The sequence below is a fragment of the Nostoc sp. LEGE 12447 genome (genome assembly GCF_015206985.1).
Classification (GTDB): Bacteria; Cyanobacteriota; Cyanobacteriia; order Cyanobacteriales; family Nostocaceae; genus Nostoc.
The window spans coordinates 86627-103280 of record NZ_JADEXT010000020.1 but is presented as its reverse complement, the minus strand read 5'-3'; the positions used below and the strand labels follow the sequence as shown (position 1 = coordinate 103280).

At 44.6% G+C, this 16654-nt stretch carries 14 protein-coding genes; 3 read left to right on the top strand and 11 right to left on the bottom strand.

Going from position 1 to position 16654, the window contains the following annotated elements:
- Positions 1 to 309 precede the first annotated feature (309 nt).
- From moeB to IQ274_RS20400, 3 genes are all read right to left on the bottom strand, one after another.
- Positions 310 to 1482, bottom strand: a complete 1173-nt coding sequence (gene moeB, locus IQ274_RS20410) for a molybdopterin-synthase adenylyltransferase MoeB (RefSeq protein ID WP_163929599.1) — start codon at positions 1480 to 1482, stop codon at positions 310 to 312.
- A gap of 142 nt (positions 1483 to 1624) precedes the next feature.
- Positions 1625 to 2083, bottom strand: a complete 459-nt coding sequence (locus IQ274_RS20405) for a Mov34/MPN/PAD-1 family protein (protein ID WP_194143262.1) — start codon at positions 2081 to 2083, stop codon at positions 1625 to 1627.
- A 322-nt stretch (positions 2084 to 2405) separates the two neighbouring features.
- The gene (locus IQ274_RS20400) at positions 2406 to 2783 is read right to left on the bottom strand and encodes a VOC family protein (protein ID WP_163929601.1); all 378 of its coding nucleotides are present in this window, start codon (positions 2781 to 2783) and stop codon (positions 2406 to 2408) included.
- Between the two features lie 357 nt (positions 2784 to 3140).
- On the opposite strand from IQ274_RS20400, the gene IQ274_RS20395 reads away from it, so the two are divergent.
- Positions 3141 to 3896, top strand: coding sequence for a dienelactone hydrolase family protein (locus IQ274_RS20395; RefSeq protein ID WP_194143261.1), 756 nt, complete (start codon positions 3141 to 3143; stop codon positions 3894 to 3896).
- 371 nt (positions 3897 to 4267) lie between these two features.
- Positions 4268 to 5314: a sulfonate ABC transporter substrate-binding protein gene (locus IQ274_RS20390; RefSeq protein ID WP_194143260.1), complete on the top strand. Its 1047-nt coding sequence runs from the start codon at positions 4268 to 4270 to the stop codon at positions 5312 to 5314.
- 46 nt (positions 5315 to 5360) lie between these two features.
- Here IQ274_RS20390 and IQ274_RS20385 read toward each other — a convergent pair whose 3' ends face one another.
- From IQ274_RS20385 to IQ274_RS20370, 4 genes are all read right to left on the bottom strand, one after another.
- Positions 5361 to 5831, bottom strand: a complete 471-nt coding sequence (locus tag IQ274_RS20385) for a GAF domain-containing protein (RefSeq protein WP_163929604.1) — start codon at positions 5829 to 5831, stop codon at positions 5361 to 5363.
- Positions 5832 to 5902: 71 nt separating this feature from the next.
- The gene (locus tag IQ274_RS20380; protein WP_194143259.1) at positions 5903 to 7783 is read right to left on the bottom strand and encodes an ABC transporter ATP-binding protein; all 1881 of its coding nucleotides are present in this window, start codon (positions 7781 to 7783) and stop codon (positions 5903 to 5905) included.
- 355 nt (positions 7784 to 8138) lie between these two features.
- Positions 8139 to 9245, bottom strand: coding sequence for an aliphatic sulfonate ABC transporter substrate-binding protein (locus IQ274_RS20375; protein ID WP_228058268.1), 1107 nt, complete (start codon positions 9243 to 9245; stop codon positions 8139 to 8141).
- A gap of 87 nt (positions 9246 to 9332) precedes the next feature.
- Positions 9333 to 10331, bottom strand: a complete 999-nt coding sequence (locus tag IQ274_RS20370; protein WP_194143258.1) for an aldo/keto reductase — start codon at positions 10329 to 10331, stop codon at positions 9333 to 9335.
- On the opposite strand from IQ274_RS20370, the gene IQ274_RS20365 reads away from it, so the two are divergent.
- A complete protein-coding gene (locus IQ274_RS20365; RefSeq protein WP_194143273.1) occupies positions 10264 to 10431 on the top strand; it encodes a hypothetical protein in 168 nt (55 codons plus the stop codon). The genes IQ274_RS20370 and IQ274_RS20365 overlap by 68 nt on opposite strands.
- Positions 10432 to 10543: 112 nt before the next feature.
- On the opposite strand, the gene IQ274_RS20360 is transcribed toward IQ274_RS20365, so the two are convergent.
- The 4 genes from IQ274_RS20360 to IQ274_RS20345 all read right to left on the bottom strand — a co-directional run bounded on the left by IQ274_RS20360 (position 10544) and on the right by IQ274_RS20345 (position 16155).
- Positions 10544 to 11203 carry a dienelactone hydrolase family protein gene (locus IQ274_RS20360; RefSeq protein ID WP_194143257.1) on the bottom strand — a complete coding sequence of 220 codons (660 nt, stop codon included), beginning with the start codon at positions 11201 to 11203 and terminating at the stop codon, positions 10544 to 10546.
- A 221-nt stretch (positions 11204 to 11424) separates the two neighbouring features.
- A complete protein-coding gene (locus tag IQ274_RS20355) occupies positions 11425 to 12963 on the bottom strand; it encodes an amidohydrolase family protein (RefSeq protein WP_194143256.1) in 1539 nt (512 codons plus the stop codon).
- A 204-nt stretch (positions 12964 to 13167) separates the two neighbouring features.
- The gene (locus IQ274_RS20350; RefSeq protein WP_163935394.1) at positions 13168 to 14535 is read right to left on the bottom strand and encodes an LLM class flavin-dependent oxidoreductase; all 1368 of its coding nucleotides are present in this window, start codon (positions 14533 to 14535) and stop codon (positions 13168 to 13170) included.
- 255 nt (positions 14536 to 14790) lie between these two features.
- Positions 14791 to 16155, bottom strand: coding sequence for an LLM class flavin-dependent oxidoreductase (locus IQ274_RS20345; RefSeq protein WP_194143255.1), 1365 nt, complete (start codon positions 16153 to 16155; stop codon positions 14791 to 14793).
- Positions 16156 to 16654: the final 499 nt, after the last annotated feature.

The following is a 16654-nucleotide window of genomic DNA, read 5'->3' as shown; positions in this document are numbered from 1 at the left end:
GCTCTCTACGTTCGCGGAGCGTGTCGCAGACAGACGCTGCGGGTAGTTTGCTTCTCCATTAGCGCAGCGTCCCGTAGGGAAGGAGTACGTGGACTCGCTAACACTGCGTTATATATTATTGTTGGCTTTGTACCAAAATTAATTAATTAAAAACTATTCTTTTTCTTAATTTTTAACTTTTAATTCCAAAAAAGCGATCAAGAGATAAGGGAATGGAAGACTTAAAGCGCAAACTAGCTCTGCTCATGGTGTAAAAGAGAACGGAGGCAAAGCAGTATTTCTCCTGCCTCTTGCCTCCTGCCTCTCTTATTAATATTCTGGAACTGAAGGATCGATTTCTCGACTCCAAGCGGTAATTCCGCCTTTGACATTTGTCCCGACAATCCCAGCTTCCTTAAGGATGGCGAGGGCTTTTGCTGATCGCCCGCCCATCTTACAATGAGCAATTAAGCGGTGTCCGTTCAATATTTCCTTTACCTTCGCAACGCCATTGCCATTTTCAATGTCTGGTAAGGGTACTAACACTGAACCAGGAATCTTGGCAATATCGTACTCATTGGGGTTGCGGACATCCAGTAGTACAAAATCCTTTGCACCGCTATCCAGCAATTCCTTCAAATCCTTAACAGTCATTTCTTGACTTTCCAACTGCTGTTTTGCCTCCTCTGCCTTAGCTTGTGGAATCCCGCAGAATTCTTCGTAGTCTACCAGCTTTTCAATCACTGGGCGAATCGGGTTAGGACGCAGTTTCAACTCCCGAAATTTCATATCTAAGGCATTATATAGCAGCAATCGTCCACTTAGAGTATTACCTTGTCCCAGAATGATTTTGACAGTTTCGGTTGCTTGGATTAAACCGATAATTCCTGGCAAAATACCGAGTACGCCACCTTCGGCACAAGAGGGAACCATTCCTGGTGGTGGTGGTTCTGGGAAAAGGTCACGATAATTTGGCCCACCTTGGTAGTTAAATACAGTGGCTTGCCCTTCAAAGCGTAAAATTGAACCGTAGACGTTGGGCTTATTCAGCAATACGCAAGCATCGTTAACTAGATATCTAGTGGGGAAGTTATCAGTCCCATCTACGACGATATCGTAAGGTTCAAGGATTTCCAGAGCATTTTCGGAAGTCAGGCGAGTTTCATATAAATCAACCTGACAATAGGGGTTAATCTCGTGAATGCGGTTTTTTGCCGATTCAATCTTGGGTTTACCCACCCAAGATGTCCCGTGGATGACTTGGCGTTGCAGATTGGAAGTATCAACAACATCGAAATCGACAATCCCAATGCGTCCAATACCCGCCGCCGCCAGATATAAAAGTAGTGGTGAACCTAGTCCACCTGTACCGATACACTGTACACTGGCGGCTTTCAGGCGTTTCTGTCCTTCTAGTCCTACTTCCGGTAAAATCAGGTGTCGGGAGTAGCGTTCGTAATCGTCTTTGGTCAACTGGATTTCGTCCAGATTGGGATTGAGCATAGCAGTTATGATCTGGGAGAGCGGAATATTAATCCTATCGAAAAACTGTATCTCTTATGGAGATAGGGAGTGGGGAAGATGAATTTTCTATCCGTGTTGGCGGCTAAAACCGCTACGAGTGACTGTCTTTGAACTAAGCCAGTTATTTTAAATTTTCAATTGTCTCTGCTTGGAATTGATGACGATCGTCAAGGCTCCAGCTTTTAAGTTCTCCAGCTTTACCGTTTTGGACGGTAACTATTATATACGAGTATCCTTGCCAAGCATATAAGCGATCGCATTCTGAAGGGATAGCAGGATGATCTGGGTGGGAATGAAAAATGCCGACGATGTTCAGTGAGCGATTACGTGCTTCCTTTTGGGTTTTTAGCATAACTTCGGGTGCAATCGCATATTGCCGTCTTTTACTCTCTGCTGTGCGTTCCCCTGAAAACTCAGCACCCGCTTCTGTATTCCAGGCATTTTCTGTTGGCATGACTTCTACTACAATTTTGCCCTCACTAGCCAAATAGCCTAAAATCATACCGCAACACTCCTCTGGATAAGTGCTTTCGGCATGGGTGCGGATAGTTTGCAAGTGTTCTGGGCTAAGTCTGATCATCTCTGCGTTTATAATTTTTTAGTTGCTAGCTAGGGATTCTTGTTTGAATACAATACCTCACTAAGCTAACGCGCTACATATTGCAATATTTTCTGTGTAGACCGTCATTAGTCATTAGTCATTAGTCATTAGTGTTTACCAAGGACAAAGGACAACCTCACCAGTTGATGTGCAATCTTATTTGCGTAACAGATTAGTTACTGGTTTTGTTTTGAAAAGAGCGATCGCTCTTTTCAATATTAAGTATTTTTTATCAGGATTCGGGATGTTGGTGCTGCTTTGTGCATATTCTTAGACAATCAAAATGTAAAGAATATACTTTTTAAGTACTCTTGACGAACTCTGCGATCTCTATACGATTCCCACCGGGATCGCGGAGGAAAAACCGCACGCATCCTGGTAGTGGTCGTTGATCGGGAATAATTTCTACTCCATATTCTTTTAGGTGTTTCTCAAAGGTGTTCAAGTCATCGACTTGGAAACAAAAATGTCTTCTAGATACTTGGTTATTGGCGTTTTTCTCTCTACTAACGTGCAATTCAATGTTTCCCACCTGATACCAGGCTCCTGAATCGTTTTTAACCGCATCAGGTCTGGGAATTTCAGTCAATCCCAAAATTCTGCTGTAGAAAGATAGCATTGCATCCTCTACCTCTTGAGGATAAGTTGCCTGAATATGATGAACTGCTTTGAGCGCCATTTTCATTCTCCTGTTGGGATATCTCAGAATTTAGGGGACAGAAAAAAGTTATTCCCTATTCCCGTAAGCTATTTCCTTCTTAAATAAGGACTTGCCTCAATACTGCTCGGGTTTTGCATTTTTAACTCGGAATTGGGTTTGGGGAAAAGGTTAAAGGGTAAAGGTTAAAGGTTTTTTCTTTTCCCTTTCCCCTTCCCCTTTTCCTCAAAACCCGACAAGTATTGGGACTTGCCTTTGGACATTGTTTGTGAAATACTACTCTATAAACTACGGTAAATCGGTAAAGTTTAAGTATTTTTGTACAAAACTTACCACAAAACATTTCGTTCTCAAAGTAATTACAGGCTAATCCCTAAGATGACAAACACAGAAATTCGCACCACTCAAGTTAAAGTTCCTAACGGGGATTTGCAAATTGATGCTTACTTAGCTGAACCTGCACAAAAGGGAAGCTTCCCAGCCGTTATTGTGATTCAGGAAATTTTTGGGGTTAACATTCACATTCGAGAAGTTGCTGAGAAATTTGCCAAAGAAGGCTATGTTGCGATCGCACCGACTTTATTTCAACGCACTGCTCCCGGTTTTGAGGGTGGATACACCCCTGAAGATGTCCAGCAAGGAAGAGGATATAAGGAACAGACAACAGCCGAGGAAATATTGAGTGATATTAAGGCTGCGATCGCCTATTTAAAAACCTTACCAAATGTGCAAGGAGATGCGATCGGCTCCATTGGTTTCTGCTTTGGTGGTCACGTAGTTTATCTAGCTGCCACTTTACCAGATATTAAAGTTACAGCTTCCTTCTATGGTGGCGGTATTCCCAACTCAACTCCCGGTGGTGGAGAACCAACCATCACCCGCACTCCTGATATCAAAGGCCCCATTTACGCCTTCTTTGGCCTTGACGATCAGGGAATCCCCTTAGAACAAACGGAACAGATTGAGGCTGAATTGAAGAAAAATCAGATTCCTCATGCTATATTTCGCTATTCTGGTGCAGGACATGGCTTTTTCTGCAACCATCGCCCTAGCTACAATGCCGAAGCTGCTGCCGATGCTTGGAAAAACGTTCAAGAACTTTTCCAGAAGAACCTTCAGCTTCAAAAAGTTTAAATCTTTGGGTTAAGGATAATGTAATGTTTGACGGTTTATGTGGTGTTCGCTTAACAATATGAATAAAAAGGCCTATAAAAGGCTTTACCACACAAAACCGCCCCTCTCCGAATCAGAGAGAAACTTGAACTTAAGTTCAAGTCTAGAAGAGTTTCATTGAACTTACATTAAGAGCAATACGCAGTAGAGACGAACAGATGTCATAGGTGTTCAGTCTTCTTTCAGAATGCCCAATCAATGAGGAATATTTCTAGCCTCTGCCTGGAAATGAAGTTTTAAAAGGATTGGCGCTTAAGTTGACACCAATTTACAGATGTGAGCCTACTGAACATCGGTAACTATTAGCAAAATAAAAACAAAGTATCACGTCCATGATTACCGCTTTCAAACAGCCACGAGTTAATATTTTTCAGCGTTTTTCACTATTCCTATTACCTGGATTATTAACAATCTCAACTACCTTAATTAGTTGTTCAGTGACAACCCCAAATGCAGGGAATGAAACCACTGGTTTTAAAACTAAAACTGTCCGTATGGGATATCAAAGCTCTGGGGATCTAGTCAGACTTAAAGGATTGATAGAAAAGCGTTTACAGCCTTTAGGTGTTTCCGTTGAATGGGCACAATTTGCCGCTGGGCCGCAACTGATGGAAGCAATGAATGTAGGTAGAGTTGATATTGGTTCTGTAGGCGAAACTCCACCGATATTTGCCCAAGCTGCTGGTACATCTTTAGTATATGTTGCTAGTAATAAACCCAGCACAGGTAAAGGAAGTGGAATTATCGTCCAAAATAATTCGTCAATTCGCACTTTAGCTGATCTCAAAGGTAAGAAAGTAGTTTTCCAAAAGGGTTCTGCTTCCCATTACTTATTAATAAAAGCTTTAGAAGAGGCTGGTTTGAAATATAGTGATATTCAAGCCATTAGCCTCCCTCCTTCAGAAGCCCGTGATGCTTTTATTCAAGGAAAAATAGATGCCTGGGTAACTTGGGACCCTTATTTAGCTGTAGCACAAAAAAAGGCAAATGCTCGTGTTTTGAGAGATGCTAGCGGCATCTCTACTCAGGGCGGATATTACATGGCTGCGCGAAAATTTGCCACAGAAAACCCGAAATTAGTACGATTGGTTCTTGAAGAGATAGATAACACAGGTCAATGGGGTGAAAAGAACCGAGCAGAAGTTGTAAAGCTGACTATTCCTCATCTCAAAATTGATGAAGATATTTTAGCAACAATGATTGGAAGGCGAACTTATGGCTTAAGACCCATTACGCCAGAAATCATGGAAAATCAACAGAAAATTGCAGATTTGTTTGCCACAGAAAAAGTGATTCCTAAACCAATCAATATCAAGGAAGCGATGCTGAGTAGCGAACAATATGCAGCCATCACACCAGAAACCATTAGTCAGAAATAGTGCCAAGAACGTCAGTTAAATCAGTTTAGCAAAGTTGCTAATCCTGTTAACTGACGATTTTCCGGCTAATGGCCTCTCCAATCTCCATTAATATCTCTTCCTCTTTGGAAGTGAATTCATAAGAAACAGACTTGGCAATACCCAAGGTTCCATACAATCTGCCATTTAGCATAAGTGGCACTGTGATGGAGCCTTTTACCTTAGTTTCTTTTGCTGAGGGTTTGGCCACCCCCTGTTCGTCAGTTTGCAGGTTGCAAATCTGTACGGGTTGCTTACGTTCGGCGGCGACACCAGCCATCCCTTTGCCGATAGGAATTACCGTCATTTTAGGCAACAGAAATTCTGGAATGCTTTGGTAAGCCTTTAGGTGCAATAACTGGCTTTCCCAATCTAGGGTATGGATAGTACCTGTAGAGCAGTCGAAAACGGTCAGGATTTCGACCAACAAACGATTCCAGTCGATGGCAGATTCCTCATCAGCCAGGGTATCAAAAATGGGTTTGATATCTGAAGTCATAAGTTTTATAGACTCTTTCCCGCACAATTCCTGAATTAAATCTGGAATTGAACCTCAAGTAGCGGCAAATGTCAAGCGATCATTCCCTTTTGAACGTTATCTGTGCCACTGCGAACCTCATGTATGCGTTCCTCGCCAGGATTTTCTGGGATAAATCCACCTGCTTGCATTTTCCATAACCTGTGATAAGCACCGCCAAGTGCCAGTAGTTTAGCGTGGGAACCATCTTCAATAATGCGACCTTTATCGAACACCAAAATCCGGTCTAGATGGACGATGGTAGATAGTCGATGAGCCACCACAATGACCGTTTTCCCATTCATTGCTAAGTCGAGGGTATCTTGGATCGCTTTTTCGGTGATTGAATCGAGGCTAGAGGTGGCTTCATCTAAAATCAGGATCGGCGCATCTTTGAGGATTACGCGAGCGATCGCAATACGTTGTCTCTGTCCTCCAGATAACTTGACACCACGTTCACCCACCAGAGAATTATAACCATCCTGACTTTGGATGATGAAATCGTGAGCATTAGCCTTTCGCGCCGCCTCGAACACTTCCTCATCGGTTGCATCTAAGCGTCCGTAACGAATATTTTCTAGCAGAGTGCGATGGAACAGAGATGGATCTTGGGGAATCAAGCTGATTTGAGCATGTAGGGCATCCTGAGTCATGTCTCGAATATCGACCCCATCAATAATAATCTGTCCAGATTGGGGGTCGAATAAACGCAGAATGAGATTGACAAAGCTGGATTTTCCCGAACCAGAGAAACCTACCAATCCGACACGCTGTCCGGCTTGGATGGTGACAGAAAGGTTGTTGAAAACTTTCTTTTCATCAGAGTAATTGAAATTCACCCGGCGAAACTCAATCTTACCTTGGGTAATTGGGTGTGCGATCGCGCGATCGCGATCGACCAACTCGTGGGGTTGAACGATGGTAAAGACACCATTGGCAACATTGCCGATATGTTCAAAAAATTCCAGAAAGCGGCGGCTCAAATTCCGGGCTTCAATGATGATCAATAGCGACAGGCTAGTTGCGACGACGAAATCAGCAGTAGCGATCTTCCCTTGACTCCAGAGAAAGAGCGAGTAATACAGGGTGCTGATTTTCAGAATGGCTGCCGAGATGAACTGAAACCAGCGAATTCGCTCCGAATACCAGTTGGACTTTCTCACCTGTTTGAGTTCGCGGCTTAATTGCTCATTCAAATAACGTCGTTCAAAACCCAAACGAGCAAACAATCGGCTACTGGTAAGATTTGTTACTGTATCTACAATGATACCAGTTGTCTCACTTCTTGCGGCTGCGGCTTTCCGAGAGTAAATTCGGCAGCGAGTTGCCAGCCAGAACGAAATAGTGATGAAAAGAACTGCCCACACGCCCACGAGTGCAGCCAGGGGAGGATAAGCGCGATACAGTAACATCGTGGCAACAATATACACAACAATTACTGCCATAAATTCAGTAATTAACATTTGCATCGTCTGAGTAACACCCAGAGAAGTTTCGCTAATCCGATGTGCTAATGCCCCGGAAAAACTGCTGCTCATATAGCGATGCGAATGGTGTTGCAAGTAGGCATATAGCGATCGCACAATATGTTGTCGGTGGATTGGATGGAGGATAGTTTGCAAGAGTCCAGCCGAACGCCCGAATATTACTTCACCCACACTCAAGGCGATGAACAGCATCAGGGGTTGCCTCATGGCATCAAAAATGGGCTGGCTGTCGCCCGTTGATTTCGTCACACCTCGGATGATCTCACCAATGGCATAAGGCAACATAACGCCACAGGTTGCGTGTACCATCTCCAGGCTCACCATTAACACATACCACCAGCGAAACTGGTTAACGAAATACAAAATGAACCTGAATGGAGTTGATGGTAGGTTTGGTGCATCAGCAGCACGTTGAAAGGGTTTGAATTGTCTGGTCTTTTTCGTCATGAAGGTCGATCCACTAGCATCATTTTGGCTGTTCTGCAAGATAAAAATGGACGACTATATAAGCCGTCCGGTGGTATTAAGGACTTCTGGCAGCACTGTTTAAAAACTTTTGCTGTTTGGTTGTAGCTGACTTACTTACTCGTTTAATTAATAAACTTTTGGACATTAAATTTGCACATTAGCTAGAAAAAAAGTTTTTTTTGGGACGGATATTTTGCCCATTCACTATTATGAAAATTACAAGCTTGATGTGTGTCTTTTAGCAATACTTATAGTAGCTATCAGATAAGTTAAGACATAAATGAATGAGAAAAACTACCAAAAGAATTTCAAGCTTGCTCCCTACTGTACATCACTAGATCATAATTTCTGGTGGGGTAATTGCAGTATAGATATCAGGCGGAAGTAACGCATCTTGAATGTTGATTTTCTTTGGTATTACACCCTCATCAAAAAATAAATCCGCTACACGTTGTTGTTCTTTTATCAGCGTAGGGCTAAGTCCTCTACGTCCTACAAAAGTGCGACGAGACATCGCTATTTCTACCACATCTGGATCGAGCTTTTGTTCAGAAATCATCAATTTGGCAACTTCACCTCGATTTGCCTCTGCCCACTTATCGAGCTTATTAAGCTCCTCAATGATAATTTTTAGCAAACCAAGGTTTTCTTCGGCAAACTTTCTGTCAGCAATATAGTAAGCACCAGGAGAATCTAGCCCAACAGAATCTTTGAGGACTCGAATTCGACCCATCTTTTGGGCGATCGCATAGTGGGGATCTCCTGTCATCCAAACGGGAATTTTACCTTCGAGGAAAGCAGCCCGTGCCTCGATTGTGGGAAGACTTCTGATTTTAATATCTTTGAGAGTCAAGCCGATTGATTGCAAGGCTCTGATAATAAAGTAATGCGATGCCGAGCCTTTTTGAAAGTAAACTTCTTGACCCTTAATATCCTCAAACTTCTGAAGGGGAGATTCCGGTGGAACGGCAATAACACTACTTGTCCCTGTCCTTTGGTTTCTTTGTGTACCGACTACATAAACAAGTTCTGACCCAGCCACTTGTGCAAAAATTGGTGGTGTTTCTCCCACAGATCCCACATCAACTTTTTTTGCAGCCATCCCTTCCATAAGTTGGGGCCCTTGGACAAATTGTGCCCATTCCACCTTAATCCCCAACGGTTCCAAGCGTTTCTCTAAAACTTTCCGATTTCTGAAGAGATCCCCCGCACTTTGATATCCCATGCGGAGAACTTTCGTTTTTATTCCAAGGGAAGTTTCACTGGCATTAGTACTGTTTAGCAAAGAAGACTGTTCGCTTTGATCGCTACAACTCCCTAACAGATATGCCATAGAAAAGCCGCATAGCCCTGAAGTAGCGAAATGGAGAAAACGACGGCGTTTAATGCTAGCTATTTTATCCATGAGATATTTCTGATTTGAAGGAATTTTGGTTGTCATTTCCAAAAACTCTGGGCGTTAATATGCTTAAATCTTCCAGTTTGCAAGCGACTAATACCAATTCGTAATTATGAAAATCAGTTAAAACTAACGAAGAGAATCTCCCCTTCGGTATTCGGCGGTTAAGTCATCTAACTTTTGTTTCAAACTGTCGTCGAGTTTTACTTCCACTGCCTTGAGGTTGTCAGCAAGTTGTTGTGGGCGACTAGCGCCGATGATGGGGGCAGTAATAATGGGATTAGATAAAACCCAAGCTACTGCTAGGGTGGTGAGGGAAAATCCGGCGAGATCCGCGACTGTGCGTAATTCCTCTACAGTATCGAACTCGCGATCGTGCCAATAGCGTTCTTGATAACGTTCTGCGGCAGCACCTAACGTAAAACGTGTACCGGAAGTGGGGCCTTGAGCGAGAATATGTTTCCCCGTGAGCAGACCACCCGCCAAGGGATTGTAGGAAATTACACCCAGTCCTTCTTCTTTGGCTAGGGGCAATAGTTCTCGCTCAATTTCGCGGAACAACAGGTTGTAGCGGGGCTGAATTGAGACGAATCTGGTTAGATTGCGCGTTTCGGCGCGACCCAAGGCGCGGGCGAGTCGGTACGCTAAGAAGTTGGAAACCCCGATGTAGCGTACCTTGCCAGCACGAACTACCGCGTCTAGTGCTTCTAGAGTCTCATCGAGTGGGGTGGAAGCATCATCGGAGTGCAATTGGTACAGATCGATATAGTCAGTTCCCAAACGTCGTAGGGAAGCATCGATCGCATCTAAAATATGTTTGCGCGAAGCACCCTGATCCCAAGGTGCAGGGCCAACCCGGCCGACGCACTTGGTAGCTAAGATAAAATGTTCGCGTTTCCCTTTGAGCCAGCGCCCAACGATTTCTTCGGTACGTCCAGCAGTGGCAAGCCCGCCGCCGAGGGGATAAACGTCGGCTGTATCCAAAAAATTGATTCCGCCATCGGCTGCCGTGTCAAGGATATCTCTAGAAGTTTCTTCGTCAGTCTGCAATCCAAAGGTCATGGTACCAAGACAAAGGCGGGAAACAGTTAATCCAGTTTTTCCAAGATTGGTGGTTGCTAAAGTCATGGGAATGGAGAATGGAGAATGGGGAATTGGGAATTGGGAATGGGGAATGGGGAATGGGGAATGGGGAATGGGGAATGGGGAATGGCTCAAGAATCAATAAATAGTTCTTCTTCCCCTGCCTCCCCTGCTCCCCCTGCCTCCCCTGCTTCCCTGCCCCCTGCTCCCTTGCTTCTTACCAAGTCTCTGAGCGCTGACTTTTGGGGTTTTGTGCCTCAGACAACTAAAGCAGTGTTGCGACGGCTCAGGGAAACTAGCCACTGTTGCAACTTCGGATCGCTGTATACCTCATCTGCAATAAAATGATCGCCTTCTGGCAACACTGTCAAATCGACTTTTCCGCCGACTTTGCGTAAGCGCTCAACAAAATTCTCTGTATCCTCTATTGGCAGATTTTTGTCTTGTCCACCTTGAAATATCTGAACGGGAATATCTTTGAGTGCAGCTAGTTCGCTTTCTCCAAGTGTCTTGGGTACACGTCCAGATACAGGTACTAGACCGGTGAACCGATTGGGATGCAAAGCAGCGATATGCCAGATCCCGGCCGAGCCTAAGCTAAACCCGGCTAATATCACCCGCGCTGGATCAACGGGCTGGGAAGCAATCAGTTCATCAAGCAAAGCCAGCACGTCATCTGCTCGATCTGCCCAAGTTTGTTCAGCCAAAATCTGGGGTGCGGCGAAGACATAAGGTAATGAGTCGGATAAATCTACGAAACGAGGTAGACCCCATTTTAGTAGCACATTCAGATCCGTCCCGCGATCGCGTCCTCCATGCAGAAACAGTACTAAGGGTGCAGGTTGCTTGGCATTATCAGAAACAGGCGAGAAAAGATAAGGCAAGGAACCATTGTAAGAGCGTTGTTCAACGGACATGGTTGTGACTCCTAATTTATTTGGGCATGGGGCATGGGGCAATACTTGTTGGTTAAGGGGAAAAGGGGAAGGGGAAAAGGGAAAGAAAAAACCTTTAACCCTTACCCTTTAACCTTTTCCCCAAACCAAATTCTGAGTTCAAAATGCTTAACCGAGTAGTATTGGGGCATGGGGCATTGATTATTTTTCCTCATCTCCTCCCCACGCCCTCATCTCGGTTTTTATGCCACCACCAGACTCTTGTCCACTTGTTTAAATTCGGTGTTACCTACCTTGGATTCGATCGCAGTACCCTTGAAAAATTCAGGGTTAGCTTGGGTGTAAAACTTGTAGGGATTAGCGAATACATAGGATTTGAAGTCGGCTTCGGAAATAACGCCTTCTTGAACTAAATCCCAACTTTCAGCTAGTGGGGAAGTTAAGTCTGGTACATCCCAGTGACCAACATCGGAGGAATAGATGGCGTTGATTTTGACTCCCAAGGGATTGGCTTTGTCATTGAATGCTGTAGCGATCGTGCGATCGTCAGACTCGGAACCAAAGAAGAAACTATTCACCCAGCGATCGCGGATGTCTTCAATTGTTTCAATACCTGCTGCTGCAAAATCATCCAATTCGCTACCAATTGGCGCACGGCTATGACGGCTAAATGAAGCTCCCAGTACAGTCTTGGTCAATTCATCCTTATCGAGGGAATGCCCTTGAGTAATTTCTGCACCATAGCGTTCAAATATTTCAAATAGCTCATCAGGATTTGTCAATGCTGGATTGTAATTTTCCAGTGCCTTGATATTGCGTTTGGAGAAACGATCTACCAAATGAATGTAGACGCGGGCACCCCAATCTGCACCACCTTCGAGCATCGCTACACGCAACTGTGGAAAACGCTTGGTAACACCACCGAAGAACAACGCCTTCGCAAATGCTTCCGAACCATCGGCGAAGTGACCAATATGGTTGTTCATGTAGTTACTAATGGAAGAGCGTCCAGTCCAACCTTGGCTACCGTAATGGGTGGTGACGGGTACGCCCAATTCCACGACTTTGGCCCAGAAAGGATCGTAGTCGTATTCACTATCTAGTCCGTAAAAGTCGATATAAGACGCATATTTGGCGATTTCGGGGAATTTATCGGCTGGATATTTATCAGCGATCGCTTTAATCGGCCGTTTTACTCCGCCAGTGATATTAATCACTTTTAACCCAAGTGTTTTTACTGCAAACTCTAGCTCCTCAATGCCTTCTTGGGGATTGGTTAAGGGAATACCAGCTACCGGTGTCAGGCGATCGCTATATTTGCGGTAAATATCAGCATGATAATGATTAACCGCGCGTTGCAGTGCCTGACGATTCTCTGCACTGGCTCCAGCAGGTGCTAGGACATTATTCGGAAACAGCACGGAATAGTCTGAGCCTTGCTCCGCCTGACGTTCATAGAGCAATTCAGGAAGGGTGTAAGTAGCGAGATCCAGCGTATTTTTGGTAACTCTCGCCCACCAAGGCGATCGGATTGTGCGGTTGTATTGGCGTTCTTCAGGCGTTTGTTGATACCAATCTTTCCCGTTGCTCTTGGAGTTAAGACGGGAGGCTTCGGTTTTACGTAACTCATCTACAAGTTTCACGCCGCCGTACTTGGCGATGTAATCCTCAAACGCTGGTGTGAAATCATTGGTATGAACGTCGGTATCGATTACCGGATAATCAAGGGTTGCTCTGATTGCGGCGGAGCGTGAGGTCTTTAATCGGCTATATTCAGTCATGTTTTTTCCTTGCCTACGGCACAAAAATTACAGGTTTTTTTCAGCGTCCGATGCTGCTATTGACGAATACATTTTTTGTAGAGACGACGATTTATCGCGTCTCTCTACAATCGCGTGTCTCTACAATTTTCTAAATTCTGTAGGCGGCGATCTACAGAAGGTGCAGTTTAAAAGGTATGGCATAAGCATCTGTGAAAAATTTATTTACGCTACTACCAGGTTCTTGTCCACTTGTTTGGCAACAAAACCGTTACCTGGACGATGTAATCCCAGGTTTTCACGCAAGGTATTGCCCTCATATTCAGTACGGAACAATCCACGTTTTTGCAAGACGGGGATAACTAGGTTAACGAAGTCATCTAACCCTGTGGGGAGAATTGGCGGCATGATATTAAAGCCATCTGCTGCACCATTGCTGAACCATTCTTCTAACTGGTCAGCAATACTTTCAGGGCTACCAATAATGGTGCGATGACCGCGCGCGGTAGCGACAGAGAGATACAACTGACGCAGCGTTAGGTTGCCGCGATTGACGAGATCCGTCAGTAACTTGAGGCGGCTCTTACCGCCGTTGGTATCGCTGGGCAACGGTGGTGCAAGATCGTCGAGTGAATAGCCAGATAAATCGATGCCTTTATAACGTGTTTTGAGTAAGCCCCATGCCACCGATGGGTGAATTAACGATTGCAGGAATTCGTATTTTTCTTGGGCTTCTTCTTCAGTGCGTCCAATCACTGGGAACACACCCGGCATGATTTTCAAATCGTCTGGTTGGCGACCATATTTAGCCAATCGGCCTTTTACATCGGCATAAAATTCTTGCCCGTCTTCCAGGGTTTGGTTGGCAGTAAAAATAACTTCAGCAGTCTGTGCCGCCAGATCCCTACCGACTTCAGAAGCACCAGCTTGCACAATCACTGGATAACCTTGAGGCGGACGACCGACGTTTAAAGGGCCTTTGACAGAAAAATGTTTGCCTTTGTAGTTGAGTGTGTGCAGTTTATCTGGATCGAAATATACACCAGATTCTTTGTCGCGGATGAAAGCATCATCTTCCCAGCTATCCCACAAGCCTTTCACCACTTCCACAAACTCTTCGGCGCGTTCATAACGCTGGCTATGTTCCGGGTGATGCTCAAGTCCGAAATTACCGGCGGCATTCTCATTACCTGTGGTGACTACATTCCACGCCGCCCGACCGTTACTCAGATAGTCCAACGAGGCAAACTTCCGAGCAAGGGTATAAGGTTCTTCATAAGTGGTAGAAGCGGTAGCAACAAAGCCAATATGCTTGGTTAATGGTGCTAGTGCGGAAAATAGCGTCACTGGCTCAAACTTTGCTAATTTACCGTTGCGCTTCAGCACCTCCGGTTCACTATTGTCTTGTAAACTGGGGCTATCGGCAAGGAAAACCGCATCGAACAAGCCGCGTTCGGCAGTTTGGGTAATTTCTTTGTAATGCTCGAAATTTAGCCCAGCATCTGCTTGTGAATCGGGATGCCGCCAAGCTGATATGTGATGACCTGTAGCTTGAATGAATGCGCCTAAACGAAGTTTGCGTGTTGTAGTCATAAGCTTTTTTCTTATATTGCGTTAGCGGTAGCTTTACCTTTGGTATCGCTGTTTTGTGTATAGCTAATGACTTTTCATGGCTGCTTAAGCACAGTGCAGATATTAAAAGTCATGTAAGAATTCAGGAGTCAGAATTCAGAAGTCAGAATAGTTAAAGAATCAGAAGAATACTTCATACATAAATTTCCCGGTCATACTACATTCCTTTTAAATTCTGAATTCTGACTCCTGGGTGCTGAATTCTTACAAAGTCATTTACGCCAACACGAGGCTCTTGTCTACTTGTTTTGCAGCAAAACGATTGACCGGACGACGCAATCCTAGGTTTTCACGCAAGGTACCACCCTCGTATTCGGTACGGAACAGTCCGCGTTTTTGCAAGATGGGAACGACTTGGTTAACGAATTCATCTAATCCTGTGGGGAGAATTGGCGGCATGATATTAAAGCCGTCTGCTGCACCATTGTTGAACCATTCTTCTAACTGGTCAGCAATGGTTTCGGGTGTACCAAGGATGGTGCGATGTCCTCGTGCGGTGGCAAGAGAGAGATACAACTGACGCAGTGTGAGAGTGCCACGAGTTGCCAAATCTCTGACTAGTTTGAGACGACTCTTGTTAGTGTTGGTGTCGCTGGGCAGTTCGGGAGCCACATCATCTAGAGAATATTTCGACAGATCCACACCTTTGTAGTAGTTCTTTAAAATTCCCCAGGCGACATCAGGATGAATCAAAGATTGCAGAAATTCGTATTTCTCTTGAGCTTCTGCTTCGGTACGGCCAATGATTGGGAAGGCACCGGGCATAATTTTTAGATCGTCTGGCGATCGCCCATATTGTGCTAATCTCCCTTTCACATCAGCATAAAATTCTTGGGCATCAGCTAGGGTTTGATTGGCGGTGAAAATCACTTCGGCGGTGCGTGCAGCTAAGTCCCGTCCAGATTCCGAGGCTCCAGCCTGAACAATCACGGGGTAGCCTTGAGGCGGACGACCGACGTTTAAAGGGCCTTGGACAGAAAAATATTTGCCTTTATGGTTAAGTGTATGGAGTTTGTCTGGATCGAAATAGACACCAGATTCTTTGTCACGGATAAAAGCATCATCTTCCCAGCTATCCCACAGACCTTTTACCACTTCCACAAACTCTTCGGCGCGTTCATAACGCTGGCTATGTTCTGGATGATGCTCAAGCCCAAAATTACGGGCGGCGTTCTCATTGCCTGTAGTGACTACATTCCACCCTGCGCGGCCGTTACTCAAGTAGTCCAACGAGGCAAACTTCCGGGCCAAGGTGTAGGGTTCTTCATAAGTAGTCGAGGCGGTGGAAATGAAGCCAATGTTTTTGGTAACAGAGGACAAGGCTGAGAAAAGAGTGACCGGCTCGAAATGGGCGATTTTACCGTTGCGATACTGACTTTCTGGAGCGCCACCCCAGACTCCTGGGCTATCTGCTAGAAAAACTGCATCAAACAAGCCGCGTTCGGCAGTCTGGGTAATTTCCTTGTAATGCTCGAAATTCAATCCAGCATCTGCTTGTGCATCGGGGTGTCGCCAAGAGGATATATGATGACCGGTGGCTTGAACGAATGCACCTAAACGAAACTTGCGTGTTGTATTCATAAGCTTTTTTGTTTTCTCTAGTGTGATTGCTGATTTGGGTATAGCTAATGGCTTTTCGTCTAACGTCAGTGTGCGATCGCTAATTCCTAACTGTTTGTAAAATCCTTATAACTACGTGGCATAGTGTCTGATGAGTAGACAAAAATATGTTTGCTTTCAACTGCTGACATCCACCTAAAAAATACTCAAATGGCAGATTGATAAAATCCTTTCCATACAAAGTTTTGGGCTAGCATTTACTGCTAACTCCACACTGAATGTAATAATGGAATGCTTTCAAAGCAACTAAAATGTAGACTTCAGTTGCTCTATATGGAATGAAATAACCAAACTGTAAGTCAGGTTAATACCACAGCAAAACTAGGGTTGCTGCTGCTTGGCGCTCGAATTACCATAAATTTATGTAGCAATCTTACTCCGCAAATAGAGTCTACACGATGCATACAAAAAAATATGTACTGATGAACACAATATCATGGAAAACTAATTATTAGATAAT

Coding starts and splice junctions, on each gene's coding strand:
- moeB (WP_163929599.1), bottom strand. CDS start 1,482: ATGCTCAATCCCAATCTGGACGAAATCCAGTTGACCAAAGACGATTAC.
- IQ274_RS20405 (WP_194143262.1), bottom strand. CDS start 2,083: ATGATCAGACTTAGCCCAGAACACTTGCAAACTATCCGCACCCATGCC.
- IQ274_RS20400 (WP_163929601.1), bottom strand. CDS start 2,783: ATGGCGCTCAAAGCAGTTCATCATATTCAGGCAACTTATCCTCAAGAG.
- IQ274_RS20395 (WP_194143261.1), top strand. CDS start 3,141: ATGACAAACACAGAAATTCGCACCACTCAAGTTAAAGTTCCTAACGGG.
- IQ274_RS20390 (WP_194143260.1), top strand. CDS start 4,268: ATGATTACCGCTTTCAAACAGCCACGAGTTAATATTTTTCAGCGTTTT.
- IQ274_RS20385 (WP_163929604.1), bottom strand. CDS start 5,831: ATGACTTCAGATATCAAACCCATTTTTGATACCCTGGCTGATGAGGAA.
- IQ274_RS20380 (WP_194143259.1), bottom strand. CDS start 7,783: ATGACGAAAAAGACCAGACAATTCAAACCCTTTCAACGTGCTGCTGAT.
- IQ274_RS20375 (WP_228058268.1), bottom strand. CDS start 9,245: ATGACAACCAAAATTCCTTCAAATCAGAAATATCTCATGGATAAAATA.
- IQ274_RS20365 (WP_194143273.1), top strand. CDS start 10,264: ATGGTACCAAGACAAAGGCGGGAAACAGTTAATCCAGTTTTTCCAAGA.
- IQ274_RS20370 (WP_194143258.1), bottom strand. CDS start 10,331: ATGACTTTAGCAACCACCAATCTTGGAAAAACTGGATTAACTGTTTCC.
- IQ274_RS20360 (WP_194143257.1), bottom strand. CDS start 11,203: ATGTCCGTTGAACAACGCTCTTACAATGGTTCCTTGCCTTATCTTTTC.
- IQ274_RS20355 (WP_194143256.1), bottom strand. CDS start 12,963: ATGACTGAATATAGCCGATTAAAGACCTCACGCTCCGCCGCAATCAGA.
- IQ274_RS20350 (WP_163935394.1), bottom strand. CDS start 14,535: ATGACTACAACACGCAAACTTCGTTTAGGCGCATTCATTCAAGCTACA.
- IQ274_RS20345 (WP_194143255.1), bottom strand. CDS start 16,155: ATGAATACAACACGCAAGTTTCGTTTAGGTGCATTCGTTCAAGCCACC.